The organism is Cellvibrio sp. GW822-FHT04B05 (assembly GCF_058800985.1).
The window spans coordinates 319,330-344,575 of the sequence record NZ_JBXAMU010000001.1; the positions used below are offsets into that span (position 1 = coordinate 319,330).

At 40.1% G+C, this 25,246-nt stretch carries 25 protein-coding genes; 5 read left to right on the forward strand and 20 right to left on the reverse strand.

The window, feature by feature from the left end; all coding sequences use genetic code 11:
- Nucleotides 1-25: 25 nt before the first annotated feature.
- The 5 genes from AC1RJL_RS01200 to AC1RJL_RS01220 all read right to left on the reverse strand — a co-directional run bounded on the left by AC1RJL_RS01200 (nucleotide 26) and on the right by AC1RJL_RS01220 (nucleotide 5,126).
- A complete protein-coding gene (locus AC1RJL_RS01200; RefSeq protein ID WP_492910918.1) occupies nucleotides 26-1,204 on the reverse strand; it encodes a hypothetical protein in 1,179 nt (392 codons plus the stop codon).
- A 176-nt stretch (nucleotides 1,205-1,380) separates the two neighbouring features.
- Nucleotides 1,381-2,175: an outer membrane lipoprotein-sorting protein gene (locus AC1RJL_RS01205; protein ID WP_492910919.1), complete on the reverse strand. Its 795-nt coding sequence runs from the start codon at nucleotides 2,173-2,175 to the stop codon at nucleotides 1,381-1,383.
- Complete coding sequence (locus tag AC1RJL_RS01210) at nucleotides 2,168-3,097, reverse strand: ACP S-malonyltransferase (protein ID WP_492910920.1); 930 nt, start codon at nucleotides 3,095-3,097, stop codon at nucleotides 2,168-2,170. Before AC1RJL_RS01210 ends, AC1RJL_RS01205 begins: the two co-directional genes overlap by 8 nt.
- A gap of 487 nt (nucleotides 3,098-3,584) precedes the next feature.
- Nucleotides 3,585-4,187: a LysE family translocator gene (locus tag AC1RJL_RS01215; RefSeq protein WP_492910921.1), complete on the reverse strand. Its 603-nt coding sequence runs from the start codon at nucleotides 4,185-4,187 to the stop codon at nucleotides 3,585-3,587.
- Nucleotides 4,188-4,253: 66 nt separating this feature from the next.
- Nucleotides 4,254-5,126 (reverse strand): LysR family transcriptional regulator, encoded by an 873-nt coding sequence (locus AC1RJL_RS01220; protein WP_492910922.1) that lies wholly within the window; start codon nucleotides 5,124-5,126, stop codon nucleotides 4,254-4,256.
- 303 nt (nucleotides 5,127-5,429) lie between these two features.
- Between AC1RJL_RS01220 and AC1RJL_RS01225 the strand changes: the two genes are divergently transcribed.
- The 3 genes from AC1RJL_RS01225 to AC1RJL_RS01235 all read left to right on the forward strand — a co-directional run bounded on the left by AC1RJL_RS01225 (nucleotide 5,430) and on the right by AC1RJL_RS01235 (nucleotide 9,552).
- Nucleotides 5,430-6,626 (forward strand): ATP-grasp domain-containing protein, encoded by a 1,197-nt coding sequence (locus AC1RJL_RS01225; RefSeq protein WP_492910923.1) that lies wholly within the window; start codon nucleotides 5,430-5,432, stop codon nucleotides 6,624-6,626.
- Nucleotides 6,627-6,638: 12 nt separating this feature from the next.
- Nucleotides 6,639-7,766 carry an HlyD family secretion protein gene (locus AC1RJL_RS01230; RefSeq protein WP_492910924.1) on the forward strand — a complete coding sequence of 376 codons (1,128 nt, stop codon included), beginning with the start codon at nucleotides 6,639-6,641 and terminating at the stop codon, nucleotides 7,764-7,766.
- 298 nt (nucleotides 7,767-8,064) lie between these two features.
- Nucleotides 8,065-9,552, forward strand: coding sequence for a DHA2 family efflux MFS transporter permease subunit (locus AC1RJL_RS01235; protein WP_492910925.1), 1,488 nt, complete (start codon nucleotides 8,065-8,067; stop codon nucleotides 9,550-9,552).
- Nucleotides 9,553-9,596: 44 nt separating this feature from the next.
- On the opposite strand, the gene AC1RJL_RS01240 is transcribed toward AC1RJL_RS01235, so the two are convergent.
- The 14 genes from AC1RJL_RS01240 to AC1RJL_RS01305 all read right to left on the reverse strand — a co-directional run bounded on the left by AC1RJL_RS01240 (nucleotide 9,597) and on the right by AC1RJL_RS01305 (nucleotide 21,555).
- Entirely contained in the window at nucleotides 9,597-10,199 is a 603-nt protein-coding gene (locus AC1RJL_RS01240; RefSeq protein ID WP_492910926.1) for a nitroreductase family protein, read from the reverse strand.
- Between the two features lie 8 nt (nucleotides 10,200-10,207).
- Entirely contained in the window at nucleotides 10,208-10,483 is a 276-nt protein-coding gene (locus tag AC1RJL_RS01245; RefSeq protein WP_492910927.1) for a 2Fe-2S iron-sulfur cluster binding domain-containing protein, read from the reverse strand.
- 101 nt (nucleotides 10,484-10,584) lie between these two features.
- Nucleotides 10,585-11,415 (reverse strand): ABC transporter ATP-binding protein, encoded by an 831-nt coding sequence (locus AC1RJL_RS01250; RefSeq protein WP_492910928.1) that lies wholly within the window; start codon nucleotides 11,413-11,415, stop codon nucleotides 10,585-10,587.
- Entirely contained in the window at nucleotides 11,403-12,353 is a 951-nt protein-coding gene (locus AC1RJL_RS01255) for an ABC transporter ATP-binding protein (RefSeq protein WP_492910929.1), read from the reverse strand. The genes AC1RJL_RS01250 and AC1RJL_RS01255 overlap by 13 nt, the downstream gene beginning before the upstream one ends.
- Before the next feature lie 8 nt (nucleotides 12,354-12,361).
- The gene (locus AC1RJL_RS01260; protein ID WP_492910930.1) at nucleotides 12,362-13,234 is read right to left on the reverse strand and encodes an ABC transporter permease; all 873 of its coding nucleotides are present in this window, start codon (nucleotides 13,232-13,234) and stop codon (nucleotides 12,362-12,364) included.
- A complete protein-coding gene (locus AC1RJL_RS01265) occupies nucleotides 13,228-14,268 on the reverse strand; it encodes an ABC transporter permease (protein ID WP_492910931.1) in 1,041 nt (346 codons plus the stop codon). The genes AC1RJL_RS01260 and AC1RJL_RS01265 overlap by 7 nt, the downstream gene beginning before the upstream one ends.
- A 9-nt stretch (nucleotides 14,269-14,277) precedes the next feature.
- Nucleotides 14,278-15,882 carry an ABC transporter substrate-binding protein gene (locus tag AC1RJL_RS01270; RefSeq protein WP_492910932.1) on the reverse strand — a complete coding sequence of 535 codons (1,605 nt, stop codon included), beginning with the start codon at nucleotides 15,880-15,882 and terminating at the stop codon, nucleotides 14,278-14,280.
- Nucleotides 15,883-15,923: 41 nt separating this feature from the next.
- On the reverse strand, nucleotides 15,924-16,706 hold the full coding sequence (locus tag AC1RJL_RS01275) for a 2OG-Fe(II)-dependent halogenase WelO5 family protein (protein WP_492910933.1): 783 nt from the start codon (nucleotides 16,704-16,706) through the stop codon (nucleotides 15,924-15,926).
- A gap of 76 nt (nucleotides 16,707-16,782) precedes the next feature.
- Nucleotides 16,783-16,980 carry a hypothetical protein gene (locus AC1RJL_RS01280; protein ID WP_492910934.1) on the reverse strand — a complete coding sequence of 66 codons (198 nt, stop codon included), beginning with the start codon at nucleotides 16,978-16,980 and terminating at the stop codon, nucleotides 16,783-16,785.
- Nucleotides 16,981-17,039: 59 nt separating this feature from the next.
- On the reverse strand, nucleotides 17,040-18,311 hold the full coding sequence (locus AC1RJL_RS01285; RefSeq protein ID WP_492910935.1) for an MFS transporter: 1,272 nt from the start codon (nucleotides 18,309-18,311) through the stop codon (nucleotides 17,040-17,042).
- 5 nt (nucleotides 18,312-18,316) lie between these two features.
- Nucleotides 18,317-19,546, reverse strand: a complete 1,230-nt coding sequence (locus AC1RJL_RS01290) for an ATP-grasp domain-containing protein (protein WP_492910936.1) — start codon at nucleotides 19,544-19,546, stop codon at nucleotides 18,317-18,319.
- Between the two features lie 20 nt (nucleotides 19,547-19,566).
- Complete coding sequence (locus AC1RJL_RS01295; RefSeq protein ID WP_492910937.1) at nucleotides 19,567-20,367, reverse strand: iron-containing redox enzyme family protein; 801 nt, start codon at nucleotides 20,365-20,367, stop codon at nucleotides 19,567-19,569.
- A gap of 47 nt (nucleotides 20,368-20,414) precedes the next feature.
- Nucleotides 20,415-20,846 carry a DUF2000 domain-containing protein gene (locus AC1RJL_RS01300; RefSeq protein WP_492910938.1) on the reverse strand — a complete coding sequence of 144 codons (432 nt, stop codon included), beginning with the start codon at nucleotides 20,844-20,846 and terminating at the stop codon, nucleotides 20,415-20,417.
- Nucleotides 20,847-21,291: 445 nt separating this feature from the next.
- Nucleotides 21,292-21,555 (reverse strand): hypothetical protein, encoded by a 264-nt coding sequence (locus AC1RJL_RS01305; RefSeq protein ID WP_492910939.1) that lies wholly within the window; start codon nucleotides 21,553-21,555, stop codon nucleotides 21,292-21,294.
- 439 nt (nucleotides 21,556-21,994) lie between these two features.
- Between AC1RJL_RS01305 and AC1RJL_RS01310 the strand changes: the two genes are divergently transcribed.
- Nucleotides 21,995-23,047 carry a hypothetical protein gene (locus AC1RJL_RS01310; RefSeq protein WP_492910940.1) on the forward strand — a complete coding sequence of 351 codons (1,053 nt, stop codon included), beginning with the start codon at nucleotides 21,995-21,997 and terminating at the stop codon, nucleotides 23,045-23,047.
- A gap of 335 nt (nucleotides 23,048-23,382) precedes the next feature.
- Nucleotides 23,383-23,781, forward strand: a complete 399-nt coding sequence (locus tag AC1RJL_RS01315; protein ID WP_492910941.1) for a hypothetical protein — start codon at nucleotides 23,383-23,385, stop codon at nucleotides 23,779-23,781.
- 790 nt (nucleotides 23,782-24,571) lie between these two features.
- Here AC1RJL_RS01315 and AC1RJL_RS01320 read toward each other — a convergent pair.
- Nucleotides 24,572-24,793, reverse strand: a complete 222-nt coding sequence (locus AC1RJL_RS01320; RefSeq protein ID WP_492910942.1) for a hypothetical protein — start codon at nucleotides 24,791-24,793, stop codon at nucleotides 24,572-24,574.
- Between the last annotated feature and the right edge of the window lie 453 nt (nucleotides 24,794-25,246).

Consider the following 25,246-nt stretch of genomic DNA (forward strand, 5'->3'; position numbering starts at 1 on the left):
TCCGGTTATTCATTAGCCGGCCAATCTAAAACGACACACGTAAAAACAATCTGTAAACACTGGTATCACTTTCCGTGTGTTCGGGGCTTGGGTAATAACGTCGTGTTGCTGTGTAACGCAATCCAACATCCCAACTTTCTATGGGGCTGATTTTGTATTCCGCACGCAAGGCATACGCAGACGTATTATCCAGGTCCATGAAGTAACCCAACTGGAGACGCTGTTGATACAAGTCGTTAAATGTCCAGCGTGCTGCCACAAAAATATCGTCCTGCATTAATTCAAAATCTTTCGCATTGGATGATGCCGCTAAATATTCAGCAAAAAGAGTGAGGTCTGAATGGGCTATCAATGAACTGGCGGTGTACTCAGCGCCCAGCGCGTAAAGCCATGTATGCTCGTTGTCCGGTTCGTTGCTGGTACGGTAAACAATCTCGCTTTTTAGTATCATTTCATCCAGTGTGTAAGTTGCCTCAAAGCCAAAACGTTTGGATTGGTAGGTAGTACCAATCATGCGCTGCGTAAATTCATCCAAATCAAATCCGGCATTTCGTTCATAGGCATCCAGATAACTAATACCTATGTCATAACCGTCGCCGTTAAAAAAATACCGTGCAGCATATTGGTTGCTTTGCCATTCCGATTCGGGATAATCATTTGGTAACCCGCCCCCTATGGCATAGAAAGATTGCGGCCCTACGTAAATGGACGGCTGGTAATAAGGAAGCCAGTAAAAAGTGAGCTCGCTACTGGAAAAACGTCGGCGGCCACGAAGCGCCGGTGTACCCATTTTTATGGGTTCAACAATATCCTCTTCGTAATCGCGTGGATTTATCACATCAAGCGGGCTCACACTTTCCACACTGCCCCAGGTTACAAGCTGGTTTCCTACCCTTATATCCCACTCGGGAAATGAATAGTGCAACCAGAGTTCATCGAAGCGCTCGTCATTCTTGTCGGAATTTTCTGTGTCATAACGGATGTACACACGGCTGTTAAAACTGAATCTGGAATTTGCAGGCGAATAACCTGTCTCCAGTTGAAGTTTGCCGGTACCGGAATCCTGTACTTGCCTGGGATTGGTATATTCATCGCCATTATTATTTCCCATAAATTGGGGAAACTTGTCGTAATTTAATTCTGCAAATCCACGCCAATTCAGTTGTTCAGTTGCCAACGTTGCTAATGGAAAGCTGAAAGCCAAAACAATTACTGGATATAAGACTTTATAGTTGTGCACGATAACCTTGTTTTTTTACAAATCAGTTAACAATGCCTGGTGTCAGACAATTGTTTTGTTAATACTTCAGTAACGCCTATGCGCTACCAAGCGAATTGGCATTGCATGCGCGAGAAGAAAGTCCCGCCTTGCGCACAATTTTAAATCGCGCTATCCAATGATTGTGTGCTGAAGCGATCTTCAGGTATTGCTACTTTTAGTTTTACGTCATCAAATGTTAATGTGGATTTTTTATTCGTTTGCGCATTGGCTACTTCAATTTTTTGAACACGCCAATAACCATCTATTAAATGGTGTCCGTACATCATGCGGGTTTTTAGCAAGTCACCTTTGCGGTCATAATAATCCGTGCGCAATTCTTGCAGGTTATCTTTCATGCGCCAGCGAACCACACGCGAATAGCCTGACTTCTTATTCTTGGGGATTCGCTCTACTACAAAACAGTCTTTACCCTCAATGGTTTCGTCACCTATGTAGCGAAAGTTATATTTATCTAATTGACGGACGACCAAATCTTCATAAGAAAATTCGGAACCCATAAATGATCCGCTTTGATTTGAGGAGGCAATTCGTTTAGTGCGTTTTACTGCAGGAAGATATAACCATTGATCATCATCACCTTCACCGTTTTCGTGGGTTAACAACGCAGCACCTTTCATATCGGCAGGATAAGTAAACGTCACTTTTGTTTTATCCCGGCGAGCTTTGCCTTCAAATCCTTCAAACACGAGTTTACGTATCGATTCCTTGCCTTGGGCATTAATCAAGGTCAACGTCATTTGGCGCACTTCACCGATATAATGGCTTTGCATTTGATCTTGCTTTACCTCGATGTCGTAGCCATTTAGTAAAGGATCGATAGGCCTTAAATCTGCATATGTATTACTCATAGCAAGGCCTAGCAGAAGTGATATCAGCCATCTTTCTTTACGCATAAGTTGCTCCAATGTAAGCGTAGATATTTTTAAAGGTAGGGGATTTAATGGATTGATTGTCTGTAGGTTTATGCATGCCTTTAAGGCTCATGCCGCAACCGACTTCGAGGCATTCCTGAATGGATTCATTTGCTTCCATATTGGCCAACGCTGCCTGCCACATCACAGGCATGTGCACTTGTGACGCCAACTGCATGGCAATTTTTTTAGTACAAGACTCTTTACAGCCGGTAACGCTGCTATAAAACGGTATCTTGGGAGTTGAAAATTTTATGGATGAAAATGATTCTAAAAATTGATGATATTTTTTGGCAGCGGAATGGCTGTGCCAGCCGCCTGAAGTTGCAACATGCGTGGCTTTAATGTTTTGTCGGTTAGCAAGCAGGGCAACCTGTGAAATCGCACCCGCCGGGCCAACAATGCTAATACAGTTATCCGCATTCCAGCCTGCAATTTCTATTTCGGAAAAATATTGTGATGTTGCGAGATAAGAAATCAGTGATTTTTTATCTGCACCCGATAACGTAATGATTTGTCCCTGGCACTCCACGCTTAAATCCGTTAGCAATTTTCCACGTGATACTGAGATTTTAATAGCGTCTTCAGGCCCGATACAATCAGCACAGTACAGAGCAGGAAGAATACCGGCGCTATATCCTGCAACCGCTGTAGGGCGACAATTATTTTCCTGGAGGAGATAGGCATAGCTAATGGCAAACGCAGTCAGCAGCGGCTCTAATACAACGGGCTGTCGTAATTGCTCTGCACTTCCATTTTTTGATAGCTGTCGCAAAGGCTGTTCACTTAATGCTTCTGCAATCAGAAAAATTTGCGAAATTTTTTCATGTTCAAAAGCAAAGCCACGCCCCATCCCTGCATATTGGCTCCCGTGCCCCGGAAATAGCCATGCGGTAGGTTTCATATATTTCCTTATTGTGGATCGATTAATTCTGATTGGATCCTACGTGTCCTACATGACGTTTTTTTTACATGAACAAAGCGATAAAAACTATTGTCGTCTAATTCTTTTTATTAAAACTCAGTCTCCTGAATTGAAAACAGGGTCAGGTCCAGAGTATCGTAAAACCCGTTTACAGGTAGGGATAAAGGATACGAAAATGAATTTTTCAATTGTCTGTAAATTAATTCATTACAAGTTTCTTAAAACGGAATTCAATTATTATTGGGATTTTTGTCATTGGTTTGCGGAAAAACGCGCCAAAATTGACAAGGCTTTTACACTTGATAACTGCCAGAGTATAAAGTAACGAAATCAGCACAAGTACAAAAAGGCCCATATCCTCTCAATATCGGCGCGTTTCATTTTCTTTAAGTTTCAATAGGGAATTGGAAAAGGCAAACTAGTGTAGTTCTTGCCCATCCTATGGTGCGGTATCTCATATGAAATGCTATACGTTTTCTATAACTTGCGAATATAGTAAAAAAAAGGCTGTGCCAATTAAAATTCCTCCCATAAATCGGTTAAATAACTTCATTCTAAATTCACTATTCAGGAAAATAGTAGCTTTATCACCAAGCACGGACCAGATAAATAAAGATAGGTAACAGACGAGAAAATAAATTAGCGAAAACGTCAAAAAAGGTAGGCTGGAATGTGGTGATGAAAATAAAGACACGCCAGATGCGCTCGCCATCCATGCTTTTGGATTTAGCCATTGTAAAAATAATCCCTGCAAGAAAGTTGGTTGTCGTTGCTCTTTGACGTTTAACTCAGGTGTTGAGCATGCAATTAAATAACCCACATACAAAATGAATATTGATCCCGCAATAGCTAGATACTTAAAAAAGAATGGATATAAGTTAATTACCTCGTAGAAGCCCAGGCCAATAAACAATAGGAGCACAGTAAATCCAATAGTTGCACCAGAGACAAATGAAAATGTTTTGCGCACACCATACGTTGCACCCGCAGAAATAATCACCATATTTATAGGGCCGGGAGATATGGACATGGCAAAGGAAAATGAAAACATTGCTATTAAAAGAGACATATTCCTCCTCAGAGACAACGTTTAAAACGTATTCTACTGATGAATATCAAAAGGAGTAAGGGCAAATTATGAAAGTAAAGAGAGGTGTTCGATTAGTCCATATGTAATACCTCCCGGTACTACATTTGCTGGCCAAACTGCATATGCAGGTAAATGTTCTAATTTCCATTCCGGAAGTACTAGCTCAACTGCGTCTAGCTCATTAATTAAAAATGAGGGTGGTGCTGCGAGACCTATACCATGGCATGCCAATTGATAAGAAGCTTCTACATTATCAACCACAATTTTTGAGGTGTAATTTATTTCGCAAAGTTCTCCCGAAGCATGTTTAAACCGTCGTGAGCTTGGGCGCATGGATAGACCTATCCAGTTCATATCCTCCAGATCTTTTGGGTGTTCAATAGGATTATTATTTTTTAAGAAACACCGTGATGCGATAACCTTCCGCTCCAGTGTGAATAGTTTTTTTGATTTTAGTGAGCTATCTGGCATTTCACCAAGACGAATTGCAAGGTCGATAGCTTCTCCCACTATATCGTGATAAGAGTCACTGCAGGTCAGTGCTACGCGTATTTCGGGAAAATTTACAAAGAAACTGCTTATTTCCTTCAGTAAATTACTTTTTATCAAAATGGCGGGAATGGCGATTTTAAATTTACGGCCATTGTTCTTCTTTGGGCCACGCCCCACTTGCACAACTTCATGCTCATAAAGATCAAGAATTGCATTTGCCGCTGCATAAACTTTTTCACCATCAAATGTTAGGGAAAGTTTTCGAGTATTTCTGTACAGCAGGGCGGAGCCCAAACTTTCCTCCAGTCTTGATACAGATAAGCTAGTGGAGGCTGTGGACATTTTTAGGTCTTTAGCTGCAGCCGTAAAAGATCCTTTTTCTACCACTTTGGCAAATACTATGAGGTACTTAACATCGCCAATCATATTCCTCCCCTTGTTAAAGCAAATTGTTAAATAATATATTCTATTTTTTTAAGGATAATCCATTTCCCTATAATTCGATAGAGTTACAGCTGAGGGTAGAGCTCTGTTGAAACTATATTAAGAAGCTATTGTGGCTGCGGTTCATTTCTAATAGATGTCTTTAGTATATTTTTTGCCTGATTTTTTTAGTACAAAGATAAAAAACGATTAAGGCGACAATAGGTGCAAAAATACACTGATTTGATATTTCTTTCTGCTTGGTATTTCTAATGTCAATAAATTGCTCACGACGGATGCTTATCTATGCGACACGTTATTGTTCTTAACCGATTGCCTAAAAATATGGCACCTTATGCAGAATGGTTTAAGGGGCATGACATTGATTGGACAATGCTTGGTTGGCAAGGTATTGCTGAATCTTATGAGGGACAGTCTAATGCTACATTTTATGACAATTATGCCAATGATAAAATTGTTAAAGATGTTTATGAACTCTGCAAAAAGCATCAGCCATCGGCAATAGTCACTACATCCGAATTTGATGTAGTAAGAATGGCACAATTGCGTGAAGTCTTTAATATACCTGGACAGTCTGTGGCAAGTGCCATCTTGTTTCGCGATAAAATCGAAATGAAAAAAAAGGTTGCGCAGGCAGGCTTAAAAGTTCCGGAATTTGTACACGCGAAAAATGCTCTGGATATATTGCAATTTGTTGAGCACCATGGTTATCCCATTATCACTAAGCCAGTCGATGGCGCCGGCACTGTAAACGTTAACTTAATTCGCAACGATGAGCAGTTAAATGAATTTTTCGATAAAAATTCAGTGGTAAATTTAGATGTTGAAACCTACATAGACGGTAAGCTCTATCATATTGATGGGTTTATTTATAACGGAGAAGTAAAGTTTATTTGGCCTCATGCCTACAACTCTGACTCTACTTTAGGATTTGCCAGTGGTCATCATATGGGCAGTTATATGCTTGATAAAGGCAGTCCCATTACAAGTCGGCTTATACAATATACCAAGGATGTTTTAACTGCTTTAGAGGTACCGCCCTTAGCTACTTTTCATTGTGAGGTTTTTCATAGTATCCATGATGAACTTGTGTTGTGTGAAATAGCATGTCGTCTCGGAGGTGGACGAATAGTCCCTGTGTTAAATGCCGCTTTTGGTGTCGATCTCTATGAGTATTGGGTCAAGGCACAGGTTGATATTCCGCTTGATATCAAAGCGCAAACCGAACCACAACAAATGGCTGGACACTTGTTATATCTACCCAAGGGCGGTGTTTATAGTGGCCCAACGACCTTTGACCAATTAAGTTGGGTGGATGAATTATTGATTAATGTGAAACCAGGGCAACGCTATGGTGCAAATTCGAGCGTTGATTTTGCAGGCTCTGTTATAGTAACTGGAAAAACTGAACTCGAAGTAAAAGCAAAATTGGCTGAGGTTGTTTCAATATTTGATCGTCTGATGACATGGGAAGATGAATGACATCATAATATCATGTCTATAAAAATATTTAAAAAGCTAATCATACTCGCCGTTATAGTATTTTCAACGACAGCAGTTTATAGCACTCGCAGCCAGATGAGAGTTGTCACCATTGATAACTCATATGTCAGTGGGCAAATTATAAAAATTAAAGCGCCGTTATCGGGCATCATTGAAAAGGTCAATATTCATATTGGAGATAAGTTACAGCGTCAAGATGTTGTATTAGTCTATGACCAGCTGGCAGCCCAATATCAATTGCAGAAATCGCGCGAGCAATTTCAACAAACGATTCGCAACCATTTTCAACAGTGTCTTGAAGAAAGTACACGGATGGGAGCGACGCAATTAAAAAAATTGGAGTATGAGCGAAAACAAAAAGAATTAGCTCGCGGCGAAAAGCTTAAAAGGATGAACGTTTTATCTGAATCAACTTATGATGACATCGTATTTCAATACGATTCATCCTCCATAAGCAAAGATATTTCTCACCTTGAATCTACGATGCTTGAATACGCTAACCAAGAACCAATTTTGCAGCGTCCCCAGGTACAACTTTCGCAATTGGGATATCAAGAAGCAATACACAACCAACAGCTGACAACTGTCGAGGCACCCACTGATGGATATGTCTACGAATTATTTGTCTATCCCAATCAGTATGTTGAAAAGGGGGATGTTATTGCAGTGTTGGTATCTAGCGATCATGTGCGTATTGAAGCGAATGTATTGGAATCCGAAGTCGGTAAACTGCAGCCAAATATGAAAGTGGATATTATTTCTGATGTTCGTAAAGATATTACCTTAAAAGGCCACATTCATTCGATTGTACCTTCCACAGCGGCGTCTTTCTCCCCTATACCGAGGAATAATATGGATTCGAATTGGATCAAAGTCAGTCAGCGAGTGCCCGTACTTATTGAGATTGACGAAAAAGACAAGTCGCGTTTGCCCATAGGCTCTTCATCAAAATTGCACATTTATCTTGATGAGTATGTAGATGCAACAATACCTGGAGCAATCTCCAATTCTGAGTTCAATACTGAACCATTGGAAAGTGTCAGCGCTGTTCAACGTATTATTGCCGATGAGAGAAAGCTTGCGGAAATAAGTAACAAGCAGCACCGTTGCAAGCTCTAGATATATGATTCATAGCTGAATTTACACTTTAAGCACTCTCTAAAAATATTAACTTGTTTATGTCCTCAGCTTTTTCCAGTGTTGATTTTGCAGGCTCAAAGTAGTCATTGGGAAAACGGAATTGTAAGTAAAATCAACGCTGGCTGAAGCGGTTTCGACATTTGATCGTCAGATGTTATGGAAATGTGATTAACGAGAAATTCCTGAATTTTTCTATATCCAAAATTCAAAGTGGTTCAGTGTTTATTAAAAGAAAATCTACTTTTCCAGTGCTAATCATAAAGGCCGTAAATTTTAGATGATCATACGTCAGTATTTGCAAATTATTGCTGTCTACATAGTTATCTTCACTCAAATGCTGGACACATCTATTGTAAATTTAGCCTTAGTGAAGATCGCCCCCGACCTTGGTATCAATGTCTATAATTCTACCTGGATACTAACGGCGTTCGGAACGGGAATGGTCGTCTCCTTTCCTTTAGGCAACGCACTTTCCCGGCGATACAACTTCGATACACTTTTTTTATGCATTTGCATTACTTTTATTGCGGCGTCTTTTGCGTGCGCTATGGCTGTGAGTGATTTGGATTTTGTTCTTTTTCGCTTTATTCAAGGGCTTGCATCCGGTTCCTTAATTGTATTTTGTCAGTCGCTTCTGTTCCGCATTCTGGGTGACGATAAGCGTTCTACCGCTTTGGGATTATGGAGCAGTGCCGTTTCTATCGCCCCAATTGTTGGTCCCCTTGCCGGTGGAATTATTATTGAGTTCGTCAGCTGGCGTTGGATATTTTTTATTAATCTTCCGCTCATGTTGTTTTGTTTATATATTTTGCTTGATGTTTTAAAACCCAAATGGGGCGCAGTTACCGATGTAAAAATCCATGGTCCTACCTTGACAGCTTTTGCCATCGCAGTTGCACTTGGGCAATACGTGCTCGATTTTGGTGAGCGCAATAGCTGGTTTGAAAGTTCGAGCATTATTTATGCTTGTGTAGGTGCCGTGCTTGGGCTATTCGTTTTTTTACTGTTAAATCACCAGCAAGAGCGCAAGGTTTTTGATTTTTCAGTATTTCGAGATGCTAATTATCGAACGGCAATGTCGGTGCTTATTGTCGCCAACGGATTAATTTTTGCGTCACTTGTTGTGCTTCCGGTATGGCTGCAGGTGAGCTATGGTATGCCGGCAATTCATGCCGGGCTAGTGGTCGCAGTAGGCAGTTTCGTCACAGGAATTATGAGCCCCTTTGTCGGAAAATACTTAAAGAAGCAACACTACTTTTTTGCGGCAGTTGCTAGCTTGTTGTTCACTGGTATTTCCTTCCTAATGATGAGTCAATATAATCTGGGTTCTACTTTCAGCCATCTGGCTGAAGCTCGTATTTTTGCCGGAATTGGACTCGCTTTATTTGCTACTCCTTTGGCTGCTATGTCACTAATGACTATAGCTGCAGATAAAGTTATGAACGCGAATTCAGTATCCATGTGTTTACGAGTGATATCTTCGAATGTGTGTGTTGCCCTGGGGTTTATAATGTTGCAACGACAGCAACACGAACAATACGAAAGCTATGTCTCCACAATTGATCGACAATTTGTTGTTGAATATGTTGATAAAACGTTTACTGATTATTCCTTCGTCGCCAATCACGTGACAACATTGGCTATGCAAAATGTGTTTTTTATTTCAGGAATTACTTTCTTTGTGTTATTTATTATTACTATGCTTGCGCATTTTAATCTTAAGGGAAAGACAGCAATGGAAAACAAAGTTGCCGTTATTGAGTAACGGAAGTTTATTTACTTAACAAAATTTTCTGTGAGTATTATTAACTACACTGTCTTGAAAGTAAAAAAATGTTCCTCAAAGGAGGGACGTTTGTATGCAACAGCTACTTTCTGATTCGCCATTTTTCCAAGGCCAATAAAGCCGGTAATTTTTGTTGTTTTTGATAGCCCTAATAATTCGATAAGCACAGGATTATAGGCCCAATCCCCTGTGCGCCAAAAACAGCTGTAGCCGATAGACTCTGCGGCAATAATAATATTTTGTATTGCTGCGCCTGCCGATAAGACCAGTTCAATTTCGTGAATAGGGACATCGACATTCACGTCTAGCGTGGCGATGATGATATAAGGTGCTGAATCTATTTTTTGTTGAATTTTCCGCTTCATTGGTTCTGTTTCGCTTGCCGGAATATCAGTCGTTTCAACGTTCATTTCCTGAGCTTTCAACTTCAATGTCGCTGTGTATATGAGTTCAACCAAAGCGTTTTTGTCCTGTGGTCGGCAAATAATATATTTCCAGGGGCGCAGGGATTTATGGTCAGGCGCCGTCAATGCACACTGCAAAATAAGCCGCAGATCTTGCTGGTCAATATTACCATCAATGATGGGTTGCGATTTACGATTTAAAATTGAATGTAATATGTTCATAGTCTTTATCAGTACTCGATGATGACTTCTGAGTCAGATTGGAGATAAGTTGCACATGAAAGGACGTAGCCTTCTTCAAAAATGCAGGTATTTAATTTGCCATTGACGAAACGAATCCTGCATGAACCGCAGCGACCATATCGGCAAGAGCTTCGAATATCAATATTCATATTTTCAATATTGTCTAAAAGGGACAAATGTGTTGGTGCTACACCTTCATAAATTTCTCCGTTGTATTGCACACGAAGCTTCACCGTTTTAGTGTTTTCTTTTATATCACTCATGATCCTTGATCTCTTTAAATTAAATAGAAAATATTGAATGCATTCGTGCCTTCGGAGGTGAAATAGTATTTATATATTTTCCAGGTTTCTGCAATAGCCCATTAATAGCTTAAATCCAAATCCAGTGAGCTTGCGAGAAGTTTTTGTGTGTATTCGTGCCTGGGTTGACGAATAACTCTATCAACATCACCATATTCAACAAGTTCGCCTGCATTCATTACACAGACACTGTCTGAGATATGTCGTACCAGAGCCATATTGTGCGAGATAAAAATATAGGTTAAACCCAATTTCTTTTGTAGTGTCATTAACAGGTTCACAATTTGTGCTTGTATCGATATATCAAGTGCTGACAAGGGTTCATCCAACACGAGAATTTTTGGATCATTAATCAGCGCTCTTGCAATACCCACTCGCTGCCGTTGACCACCGCTGAGCATATGAGGAAATGCAAACAAATATTCGTTGCCCAAACCTACACGAAGTAAATACTGCTCAGCGAGCTCTATATTCTTCTGTCGCGATAACTTTTGGTAATTGTTTCTTGCTGTCGACACAATTTCCCAAATACGTTTACGCGGGTTTAATGATCCGTAAGGATCCTGAAATACCATTTGAATTTTTTGATAATATTGATGGGTCTCTACTTGTGTTACAGCAGTCAACACCTGGTTGTGAGCGATTGTAATAACACCTGTTGTCGGTTGCTCCAAACGCATGATCATTTTCGCCAAAGTACTTTTGCCGCTGCCGGATTCACCCACGATCGCAAGTGTTTCACCTTCTCGCACATTAAAGCTGACATTGCGCACTGCATGAATATCAGTAAATTGGTAAAAAGATTTTTTTACACGATAGGTCTTGGTGACTCCATTTAACGCGAGAGCAACCTTCTCTATTTTAGTGTTCAAGCCAATATTTAGAGATGACATCGCAACATCCAGGTTGAATCTGAGGGCAATGTTTTCAAGGGCGGCACATTATTACATTGCATTGATGCTTCGCTGCAACGTGTGCGGAAACGACAACCGTCAGTTTCCTTATTAATAGGAATCACATTCCCGGAAATGGTTTGCAAATGTATTTTCGCTGAATTTCCTGCGCCGCCCGGCAAGGATCGCAGCAGGCCTTGTGTATAAGGATGCCGAGGATGTTGCATTACATCTTGCGTGCGGCCTGATTCCACTATTTCCCCGGAATACATAACGAGCATAATATCGGAATATTTTTTTATCACGCCGATATCATGGGATACCAGAATAATTGTCATCCCGTGACGATCACGTAGTTCAAGCAGCAGATCCAGAATTTGTTTTTGTACAACAACGTCCAATGCTGTTGTGGGCTCATCAGCAATCAATAGTTTGGGATCGCAGGCTAACGCCATTGCTATCATCGTGCGCTGAGCCATACCACCAGAAAGTTCGTGTGGATAAGCTTTTAAGCGTAACAGTGGCATCGAAATGCCAACTTTTTCCAATAACCCTGCGGCTTGGGTTCGTGCTTCCGACTTTTTAATGGATGGATTTTTTTTTCGCAGTACTTCAAGTAATTGTTGTTCGATGGTTAAGCAGGGATTTAATGCTGTCATTGGATCTTGAAATATCATGGCGGCAGTATTGCCGCGAAACTGGTTCCATTCCTTATTGCCAAGTGCTTGCAAATCTGTGCCAAAAACATTGATATTGTCGGCCGTTACTTTTGCATTAGCAGGTAATAATCCCATCAGCGCAAAGTTGGTGATGCTTTTTCCGCATCCGGATTCGCCAACTATACCCAGTATTTGACCTTCGTTTACGTTAAAGGTCAGGTTGCGGATAAATTTTTTATATATTCCATTCTGTTCAAAACAGATTTCCAATTTATGCACTTTAATCATTACAACTGGCCCCTTGTCTTAGGATCAAACCAGTCGCGCAGCCAATCGCCCAAGAGATTAAAACTTAATACTGTGATCAGAATGCACATGCCTGGAAGTATCACCATAAAAGGCGATGATTCAATAAAAGGTTTTGCATCTGATAACATCACACCCCATTCCGGAGTTGGTGCTTTAGCACCGAGACCAAGAAATCCTAATGCCGCTATATCTAAAATGGCGTCACTAAATCCGAGTGTTGCTTGCACAATTAACGGTGCCCAACAATTGGGTAGGACTTCTGACCATAAAATTTTAAATTTACTGGTGCCACAGGACTGCGCCGCAAAAACATATTGTTTTTTCATTTCGTTAGCAGCTGTCGAACGCATGATTCTAACAAACCGTGGAATCGCAACTATAGACACAGCGATCATGGCATTTACAAGACCGGGGCCCATAATTGCAACCATAACAATGGCTAACAAAATACTCGGCAAACACATAAGAATGTCGACACAGCGCATCACAACCGCATCGATCCACCCGCCATAGACACCTGCCATTAAGCCAAAAAATGCCCCTATAGAAGCCGAGCCTAGTACAACAGCGAAGCCAATACCCAGGGAATATTTCGTACCTTCAACCAGTCGTGAAAATAAATCCCTGCCAAGATCATCAGTGCCTAACAAATAATTTTCACCGAATTTCAGTTCGGGTTTATGTGATAAGGCATCGCTTAACTGGTAAGGATGCAATTCAATACATAGTGGTAACAGAAAACCCATCAGTAGCAAGAAAACAATTCCACAGGCGCCAATAACACCTGATATATTGCGTTTTATCTTTCGGCCAACGAGGGCAGGGGATGTAAACAGGTTTGTCATTAACATGTTTGTATTCTCAGACGCGGATTGGCAAAGCGATACAATATGTCGATGAGAATATTAATAATCACTACGAACAATCCTATCAACACAATGCTTGCCTGAATTACTGGATAATCACGCGCATAAACACTGCTGACGATGTAGCTGCCAATACCCGGCCAGCCAAATATTGTTTCGGTCAGGATTGCTCCAGTAATTACCGTGCTGATAAACAGTATTCCGCCAAGGGTGATTATGGTAGTCAGTACATTGCGAAATGCATGAACCCAAATAATGCGCATAAACGAAAGGCCTTTGGCTTTTGCTGTACGAATATAATCTTCCGACAACACTTCTAACATGCTTGAGCGTGTCATTCTTGCAAATATGGCAAGTGGAATTGTGGCCATGGCTACTGCGGGTAATATCATATGAGAAAGTGCACTATAAAATGCACTTATTCCGTATTCGGTGCGAACACTTGGCGTTAAGGTATCAATCAACATAAATCCAGTCTGAGGCTCAATGTCGTAAATAATATCGAGACGTCCCGATACGGGTGTAATGTTCAAATCGATCGAGAAAAAAATAATAAGAATCAGGCCCCACCAAAATATCGGCATTGAATAGCCAATGACGGAGCTGGTCATTACTGCATAATCTACCAATGAATTTTTTTTCACGGCTGCAATAATACCCGCAGGAATCCCTATCACTACTGCTATCAGTAACGCCATTACACCCAATTCAATGGTTGCTGGCCAGCGTGCCATAAGCTCCTTGATCACCGGCTGATGCGTAACTGTTGAAATACCAAAGTCTGCGTTCAACGACGAGCGGGCAAATTCCAGATACTGCGAAAAAATAGATTTATCCAAATGTAATTGTTCGATCATTTTTTGATATTGAGCTTGATCGGCGCCGCGTTCTCCGAGCATCAACAATACTGGGTCTCCCGGTGTTAACCGAATCATAAAAAAAGCAATTAGAGACAATCCGAACAACGTCAAACTGAATTCAGCCAGTTTGGGTATTCCTATCCTTATTAGCCAATTCATGATAGTGCTCTATTTTTGAGTGATCGATAACTGATAGAAATTGTCGACGTCAAAAGGCGACATGACATAACCGTTGACACTGTTTTTAAGAGCCCTGAACACTTTCGCATGAGCTATAGGCACTATAGGGGAATCTTTGCTTAAAATGTCCAGCGCTTCTTGATAGAGAGAGTCACGTACTTGAAAGTCACTTTCTACTCGCGCTTGTTGAATGCGTTGATCAAAACTCTCTTTGCAGTAGCGAGAATTATTGGAACCGCGTTTTACGGAGTCGCAACTAAATAACGTGTATAAGAAATTATCCGGGTCGCCGTTATCACCTGCCCATCCCAACTGCACCATGTCATGCTCACCATTCTTGACTTTATCAAGATAGGTTCCCCAATCAAAACTGAGCAGTTCAACTTTAATGCCGATTTTGGCGAGATCTTGCTGCATCATTTCACCCATTTTTCGCCCATTCGGGTTGTAAGGGCGACTGACGGGGAGGGTCCAGACTGTGGTGCTAAAACCCTGTTCCAACCCGGCCTGCTTCAGTAGCGCTTTTGCTTTTTCCGGATCGTAACCATAAACAGAAACATCCTTGTTGTATGACCACATGGAGGATGGATAAGGATTAATAGCTGTATCAGCATTGCCTAAATAAATAGCTTTTACATAAGCCTCCTTATTGAGCGCATATGCAATGGCCTGCCTGACTAATGGATTATTGAAAGGGGCTTTTTCTGTATTCATAGCGAGATAGCCAATATTCAGCCCCTTTTCCTCAGCCAGGGTAATGCCTTTTTGTATTTTAATATCTGCCAGATCAGCCGGTGACGGATAAATAATAATGTCACATTCGCCTTTTTTGAGCTTCATGTAACGGACACTGGCATCCGGGGTGATAGCAAAATTGAGGTTATCGATCGCTGATTTTCCACGCCAATGATTCACGTGTGCCTGGTAGCGAATGGAGCTGTCCTTTAAATAACGCTTGAATAAAAATGGACCTGTACCAACGGGTAATACATCAATTTCACCTGGTTTATTTTTTTTAATTAATTGGTCGCCATATTCCGCTGAGAGTATCGACATAAAGGGCATTGCTAAATCGGAAAGAAAAGGTGCCTCAGGCTGATTCAGGATAATTTTTATTTGGTAATCATTAACTTTGACGATGTCTTTAATCAGTTTTTGCATTCCCATGCCCTGAAAATACTGATAATTACCACCACCGACAAAATGATAGGGATGATCTTCACGCAGTTGGCGATTGAATGAGAACAAAATATCATCTGCGTTAAAATCGCGTGTTGGAGTGAAGTAAGCGGTTGTTTGAAATTTCACTCCTTTACGCAAATTTAATGTATAGGTGGTTTTATCATCAGAAATAACCCAGCTTTCTGCTAAACTGCTTATCAGCTTGGTGCCGCCTTGTTCAAAATCTAACAGCCGATCATAAATAGTTGCCGCAGTTGCATTGCGCGCAGTTCCTGACAGTGTTCGCTGAGGGTTAAAAGATTCAGGGCTTCCTTCCGAGCAATACACCAAATTTGTTCCGGCGGATACTGGTAACGATATTAGCCCTAATATGCCGACAATAATTCCGGCACCTACTGTAAAATTAAGCATGATGAATTCCAAAAAGGTTATGTATTACGGTTGGTCTTGCGTTATGACCAAATTCCTATGCTGCCGTCATTACGTAAACCCACGAAAGAAGTTTGTGAAATTCGGTGCCCTTCTTTTGAGCCGAGTACTTCGTGAAAATTTTGCGTATTGAACATAATGAAATCACCCACTTTAGGTTTTATGCGTACATGGTCTTCACGCTCCAAAACCTCATAAGGGAAGTAATATTCTCCTGTTACTTTCATTTTGTCATTTTGGGCGGTATGTATGGTGTCGTAGATGAGCAGGTCACCACCATCTTCTTGTGTGCAATAATAAATATTCCAGGTTAATTGATTGCGGATATGCGTCACTGCCCACTCTTTATGGATGTGACTGGGAGCATGATCTGCATGAAGGCGACCGTGACCTTTAAAGCTTCTAAACGCGCCAGCAAAGTAAGTTCCATATCCTTTTTCATGAAATATATTGGCTTGCCTCTTAGCTTTCCGTTCTATTGCATCAAGTACTACTTGTACGGGATTAATATCGAGGTCGCGATAAATATCAGCAATAATTTTATTCGCTTCATCTCGTTTATTAAAATAAATCGATTTGTCATCATGCGCCCATTGATTGTGGCATAGGCCAACTTGAAATACAGGTATTTCATTCAGATGATCGTAATTAGAAAATTCCATTGACTTCAAGCGTGTTGCTACGGCTTCACAAATGTCCAGAGGAATAAAATTTTCCTCGAGAATGGCTGGAATTTTGTGGTCTATTAATAAATCCAGGTTTTCCTCTGTTAAGGGACGTAACTCTTTAGTAATCCAGTTGCTCATGTATTCCACCATTGATACTAGCGTGATTAATGTTGATTCCCAGGGCACTAATTAATTCCATGCCGTTAATATGGATCTAGTCAACATATCCATGTACGTTGTTAGAATTATCGTCTGTAGAAAAGTCTACGGATCCATAACTTTCTGTCGCGCCACGAGAAACTTGTCGCGAACTATGGCTTTCTTCAAAGATTGCCGGGCACTCCTGGTCTTTTATTAAAGATGAATTTGCATCTATTAATTGTCCTGATTGTTTTGCTTTTGTATTGTTCATTTTTTTCTCTTGAAATAGGAAATATACATTAATTTTCACCTGATTCGATAAGTAGTGACTTAAATCGAAGCTTCCAAAAGTTTTTCATCAATAGGGGGCTGGTTAATTTTTTTATAAATTACATATATAAGTACTATGGATGACAAGTATGTGATCATAAAAATGCCTATAGTTACTGCAAAATTATTTTCAAATAGATCTAATAAGTATCCAGCTATAACTGCAGAAAGGCTGCCAGTGAAACATCCGATGGCAAATGAAATTCCGAACGTTGAGCCGAGTTTACCTTTTGGTGAAAATTGTACTATTCCAGCATATCCAGTCATCCATATAAATTCGAAGATAAAAACCATCAATACAAAGCTTACACCGCTCAACCAAATATTTGATGTAACTACTGTCAACATATAAATGCCAGCTGCTACAAAAGATAAGCTCGTTACGACGGTAATTATGAAAGAAAAAGGTTTGCTGAATATTTGATACTTTTTAGCAATGAAAGAAAAAGTTGAAGAGCCCGCGAATATCGCTACGCTCGCCATCACATAAGAAGCTGACACGGCTGCCGCATCTAACTTCAATTTAATCAAAGGGAATATAGGTTGTAGAATGCTGTAGCTACCTTGAAAAAAAGTGGCTGTTAGCGGAGGCAATACAGCAAGATAAAACAGTCGCGCATCATCTTTCAGGGACGTACTGTATTCAATGAACCTGTGTGCCAAAGATTTGCGTGGTACGGATTTTGGAAAATCAACATCTTCGGTGCATTTTGTTAAGGCAATTAACATTGCTGAGACAAGAAAGGTCGCAATATCTATCAACACAATAGTGGTCAAGTTTGTTTTATTCGCGATAAATATGCCTGTGATTGCCGCAAGCCCTATGCCGAGGTGATATCCCGTTTGCATGAACGACGCATAATGTGTTGATTTATCCTTTGAAAAAATAAAGCGGCTGATAACTGTTTTATTGATGCGGTTAATTTGATCTACAATGCCGCGAGCCAATAATATGAGTACAATCGGAAGATAAGAAATGGAATCGCCAATAAAAAATAAAACAGGCACGGTCATGATGGCGGCTATGCAGTCCAAAATGTACCAGCGTTTTCTTGGATTAAGCCCATGATCCCAATCGCTACGGTAAAGTACCACCAATAATGCTGGCAGCCACTGTAAAGAAATAAATAGGGACGTGAGTAGGCCGGATTGTGTTTGCGAGTAAATAGCAATCGCAAACACAATATGCAATAGTACTGACCCGGCTGATGAAATAGTAAACGCCAAGGTTGCCAGGATAAGGTTGATACGTCCGCGATTAATCACTGTCATACCGCCTATGCAATAATTGTTTGTTGTTCGATATAATTGATAATGCTGCCTGCATTCTGTTTTGCTTCTTCCCGGTCTTTCCCCCGGCACATCACCTGAATGATCCAGTTATAATTGGAGTTCAGTGTACTGACTTCATCACCAACCTGATGATGTAACCAAACATGTTCCACATTAAACTTGTTTTTTATTTCATCCTCACTTGGCAAGCTTTTTATAAATCCAATTTGTTCGCTTACATAACATTTCCAGGCTGCGCCTTGAGTATGCTCATAGATTTTACTTTCGGTATTTAGATTGCCGAGACACAGTTCTATACAGTCACCTACAATCGAGCGCGATGTCGCTAGCGCCAACATAAAGGAATGTCCGCTACCACCTACGCGCACATTAACTTCTACAAGATGCGGTTCACCATTTTGTACAATAATTTCGATATGGCTCGGGCCAAACGTATAGTCGATTGCATCCAGGGCTGCACAGGCTTTTCGCTCAATGCTTTCGCTGAGTGGACTTGAAAAAGGGAAGGAGGCACCTACTTCCACACAGTCATTCACTACATCACGGTCGGAAATACCTACCACGTGATGTTTACCTTGTGCAGTGGTAAGCACTTCAACGCTATAGAGATTTCCTTGCAAATAATCTTCTACAACGAAAGCAGAGGAAATCCAATCTTCTTTAATGGTGCTTAATTCCGCTGAAATACGTTCAACATCGTCAATTGTTTTGCACACCATCGCGCCAATACTTGAATGCCCTTGTACTGGTTTTAAAAAGCAGGGGTAACGAATATCATTTTTGATATCGAGTAATTCTTTTGCATTATTAATAAGGCGACATTGAACATCATCAACACCTTTTGCCATTAATACTTTACGGAAAGTAAACTTGTCCTGTGCCAGTTTGATTGCTTCAGGATTTGCACCATGAAGACCAAAATGTTTTGCAAGTTTCGCAGTGACAAGAGTTCTTATCTCAGCAAAGGTCAATAGCGCATCGAACTTGCCTACATCTCTTTGCAAAATTTCAGCTACTCCTTGAAAGTCGTTCGAGTTTGGAACAGAAATAAGCTGATCAATTTCGTCAAGAATATGCATTGTTGATTCTGGAAACCATTTTCTGAAACGCTCAACGCTATCGCTTATTAAAACTGTGCGATAACCCTTTGCTTTACAATAGAGAATTGCTTCCAGACCGCTAAAATTTGTTTCTATAAATACGACCGTTGCCACGATAAGAACCCTTTCAGTAGTTATGCTGATTTACTTAGGTCAGTTTCCATATTAATGATTCTGGCGTTTTGATCCCAGAAACGTTGCCAATAATCTATGCCCGCATCAAAGGCTAGTTTGAATTCGTGGCGCTGTTGTTCGGTTTTACAAAAGCGTAAATAATTCGCAATAGAGTGGCGAATGTGTTCTGTTTCATCTGCGCGGTGTATTTTGAAGAATTTTGTTGCCGATAAAATTCCTTCAACGCGCTCTTCGTAGCACAGGCAGTTGAAAAGCATTTCGATGTTTTCTTCGGCAATAATTTCAAAACTGAGCAGCAATCCAACAATTCCAAATTGGCTTTTCATGGATGTCAGTGTGTGATCAAGACTGTGCAGAACCCCTTTAATTGAGGCGAGAGATTCACTCATCATTTGAATGCCGGCTTTGTCAAGTGCATCCAAATATAAATGGGAATGGATGAAATCTTTATCTCTACCGCCCAATTCATCGTAGGCAATTTGGATAAGGTGATGTTGACGTTCTGCATCATCTGTTTGGGCGACTGCTTTACAGATGAAAGAAGGAACATAACGTGTAAAATCGTACCAGGCAGTAGCCATACTTTCTGCTGCTACAATTGATCGTTTTGCTTCGATTGTCGCTTTAATATTGACGAACACATTATGTTTATCTGCTTCTCGCTGGAAATAATTCGTCCAATGTATAACTTCCGGATGATCGTAATCGTATTCATTTTCCGGAATCAAATACCTAACCTCCTTGGGCTTTTGATTTTCCATTTTTGGTTTATCTGCTGTTACGACATCTAATACTTCCATTATTCATTCCTCTTAAAAGATCGATAGTCTAAAAACATTAAGTTGCTCTATTTGAGCAAACCCAAATTTCCAGTGAACTTATTAACCAGCTTCTTGCTACCACTAATTGCAATGCCCAGATATTCCTGTTGATTTTCTGGTGTGTCTTGAACAACTTGAATGTATTCTTCATAAGAACGTGTCGTTCTTGTCGCGCCGAACAACTCAACCACAATCAGATCTGATTCATAGCTCTTCAATTTTTCTCGTATTGAACGTAACAATTCTGCGTTGCCCTTCAGTGCAGGAATCGGGTAGGTTGTAATACCTCGCCGAATGTTCCCCTCACTATCTTGAAAATCTGCACCTACCATTTCAGGCACCAATTTCCCCAAGCTCAGGGCTAATATGGCTGAAGTATTTGCAATAACACCTATTGAAAGATTTTCATCAATCACGAGAACGCTTTTATTATCTTGCGGAATTTCATTGTTCGACATAAACGACCTATTTATAAGTGACAATAAATTAACTCTTATGGCGTCGAAGTAAACGAATATTACAAACTTCGTTGCATATTCGATGAGGTCGAAACCGGGTTAAATTTACTGGATAGAACATATGTTTAATAGGCGCTATATCTGTAAAAGTATTTTTTATAAATATCCGTATAATTGTTTTCAAATAGATGGAAATAATTAGCTTTATGCGACAGAGAATGTGAAACGTTAGGCAAAAAATGTAGAAAGGTTGAATATTTAATGCGGATATTTTCGATATTTTTTAAGCAATGAAAAAATTGCAGCGCCATGCAGAAGAGCTCAGGATATGCAAGACATTATCTATGCATGGGAAATAATGGCCGGGCATTAAAGATTGGATCGCAAGCGGTGCTGGTCTGAGAACAACGAATAAAGGTGACTAAAAAATCCGCCTTTAGTTTTTCTACATCCGCAACCGCTTCTTAAGATGCAAATCAATCCTGTCAATAGCATGCGCGATACAGTTGATTGCTTTGTGCGGTAATTTTACTTTTTCCTGAATCTCGTCAAACAACACTTCCAGCAAACACGCCTGGCACCACAACTGATAAATCGCATCGTCCGAATGAATTTCAAGGTGGGATTGTTGAAAAAACACGTATTGGGATTGATCGAGTTTGATAACGCAGGAATTGGGGAACGCGAGGGAAGGGATCACATTATCCATAATAAAAATCTCGTAGTTTGGTTGTGTGGCATTCGCGCTCCATGAGATCAGAAATCATGGAGGCGACTGAACAGGGTTCTGACCACCGGACCAAACCACGCCGGCCCACCCGAGGGTGGCCCCGCCCAGCCGCCATAACAACAGGCAAAGCTGTACGAGGACACTAGACTTACGCCTAATGCCGGTTTGGACACGGGGGTCAGAATCCCGACTGCGGGATTTACCGCAGCGGGGGCAGGTTGGGGGATGAGGGTGGGGTTGTCAACGCGAAGGCAGTAATGGGTTGTAATTCAAACTGGCGCTTAATAAGGCGATAGTCTTTAATGCTCTACTACAGCTGTTAGGTGCTCTGATTACTGAGTGCTTTTATTTTATATGCAAAAGAAACTCGTGCTTTTCAGCTAAACATTAAGTAAACCTTTGGAAAAGGAAAATCATCATGGCAGCAAATAAAAAAGTTACATCTAAAAATAAAACATCTCAGAAAATTGCATCCAACATTGGTAACGCCAAATTCCCAAGACATTCACTTAGCAAAGTACTTAGAATTCCAAAGGCCATAATTGAGCAGAACGCTGGAAATGAGTGTTCAATCGCTGAAAGTGCTGAGTTTGTCGGTGTGGGCAATCATGGGCCTTACAAGTTGGAGGTTAGCTCGGCAACCAAATTTGGGCTGCTAGAAAGTACATCAGTTGGTCGAATAGCGATAACTGATTTGGCTCGCAGAATCCTCAGGCCTCAATCTTCCGCTGATGAGCTGGCAGGACTGCGGGAAGCATTATTAAAAGCCCCTCAGATATCTGATGTCTATAAACATTATCGAGGTGAAAATCTTCCTGACGAAAAGTTTCTAAACAACACAATATGCGATACATATAAAGTGCCTAGGGACAAAGTAGAAGAGTTTACCAAAATTTTTATAGAGTCATTAAATGATGCAAAATTATTACAATCACATGGTGGAAAAACTAGAGTTTTGGATGTAACAGAAGAAGATTCTGGCTCTTTGGAAAAAACTGAAACGCAAAAAAAACTTGAAAAAGGATTAAAAATTGAATCATCTGATACATGCTTTGTAATGCAACCGTTCGCTGCTCCACTTGGAACTTATTATGAAAAAATATATAAACCAGCAATTGAGAAGGCAGGGTTAAAGCCAGTAAGAGCAGATAACGATATTTTTGGGACTGGAAAGATTATTGATCAGGTGTGGCGGGGAATTGTTGAGGCAAAAGTGCTTGTTGCAGAATTAACTAATAGAAACCCAAATGTATTCTACGAGCTTGGATTAGCCCATGCTTTACAGAAACCTGTAGTTCTTATTTCCTCCAATGAAGAAGATGTCCCATTTGATTTACAACATATTCGAGTGATTTACTATGATACAACTGATCCTTTTTGGGGGAGTAAGTTGCTCGATAAAGTTGCTGAGAATGTCATTTCTGCAATAAGAAATCCTGAGGAAGCGGTGTTTAAACAGCCGCATTCATAATTATCGTATAACTGAATGATTTTTATTGTATTAGGAATAAATTTATGTCGAATATTGCTGCCCAAGCTGTCAAATCATCGAAAAATTTAATAAATGTATGGAGCTTTCTAAAAATTAGTCGATTACTTAAATAGGGTTCCTGCTATAAAAGGTGCTGTGCGAGCGGGTTTTGATCAAAATGGCTTTTGTTTAAATGATCCATCTTTGATTATTTTTTTAGAAGTGTATCGAATTTTCTTTAGTTTAAAATTGAGGATTGATATGATTTCTTCTGCATCATTTTTTAAGTATGCATCTATGATTGCAACAGGCTTAAGATTTTTGTTGCTACGATAGTGACTGTAATACAGCTAATTGATTTTCGTATTGATGCGCGACTTAAAAGTAGCCAAGTTAAGGAGGAAGTTTTAAAGGAAGTAAACCGCTATTTACTTTTTGATGGAAGGGGAACAGTTATTCATGATCCAAACGGTACGTTTGATGATTGGTTAGATTCAATTACTGTTGAACCAAGAAGTGACTATGGTACTCCGCAAGTGATCATAAATATAAAATTTAAAAAATATGTTCAGGTGGAACTGTTATTACATAGCTATGGTAGTGGGACTAGAACTATTGGTGAGCAGGTTTCATCACTTGAATGGAAATTCAATGTTGTTGCAGGCATGTTTGCAGGTCCAGATGCTAAATTGGATACAAAATCGGCTAAATTCCTTCTGCAAATATTTCGATAGTAAATAGATTGGACAATTCTTTAATAAAGGAATTTGAATTATGTTTCTTAATGAACTTCATGTGGGGCATAGCTGCCCAGCCTACAGTAACGTGCCGGAAACAGTAAAAAAAAGCCCCGTCACTTGTGTCAGTTTGCTCATAAATTGACACCAAATTTGAATCATAAATTGTCAATTTCATTACTTTTTACGTGTGTCATAATATAGCTTTAATGTTCTTCTTATTTTAATAACTCATAAATTGGCGCTACCCAATAATATTTTACTCAATTAATGTCATCAATAAATTGTTGATTTTTCTAATGATTTTCTAATTTAAAGTTTTGAAATTTATTGGTTGTGAGCCCCATTTTCTTGGGGGGCACTAATTTGAATCCTATATTCGATCTATAATGCGGTTTTTATTAATTTAGATTGCTCCTTTATATCAAAACACAAAAATAATAGGTATAGAGTAAAGGTTTCTGAGGTCACCAAATTTTGGCGTAGTCTTTAGGACAGGATTCAATGTTGGCAACCTAAAAGGCGTGGGCCGTATCGATTAGCAAACCTTCGTAGACACTTATGGCAAGGTAGCATTCGCAAAACTCTAACAATTCAATATCAATTCTTTATGAAGCTGTATTAACTGTAGGAATCTTTATTTTGCATGAAATGGACTTCTCGTGCGATCCGTTGTTTATTTTCGGGCATCATTGTATTCATATAGCTCTGAATTGTTCGCTGATCTTTTGTTAAATCTCGCCATCCGCAGTTAGCTTTTCTCTCATAAATAGACACCTAGAAACTTCTATCGATTGCTTGTTGTGTTGTTCTCTGTAATCAGGTAGAGCGGTGGCATAGCCAAATCTACTTTAGTTTTGGCATCTAAATCTCCCTTCGTATTTGGCAATTTCATTTGTCCATGTTTGTCAGATGGCTTTGCTTGGTCAATTTTAAGGGGTGTTAAGATACCGGATTTCAGTGCTTGTGACGTTTTGAGTGAAATGTCAATTACGTTTAAGATATTCATAATTCAAACTCCGTTAATGACTATGCGCAATTCACTTTTGCAAAATATTTATCATGCGACTCTCGGTTTGAAAGGTTTTCGGAGATTCGGGATTGAATGTGAACCCTTATCACGACACTGCGTCGACTTACGTGAGATTAACTTCATCTGAAAATGACCCTGTATCTAACTCAAATGGCTTAAGTGTAATTTTGGCATCCGGCTTTAGTTCAATTATTCCTGTGGTATAGGGGGCACAGTTTATGTGACCACTTCAAATAAACATGGCCATCAGGCGATCTAATCGATATGTGCGAAAAAAATCATGTGTGGCCTAGAAAAACAATGGCCGTGCATGCCCCCGCCTTCGGCTGAAGAAGTGCGAAGGTTGGTGATTAAAAGGTGTCTAACATATGAGCGAGATTAATTATCCGATATCGGAAATAACCTTCCGCTCACTTCGATGTTATTTGG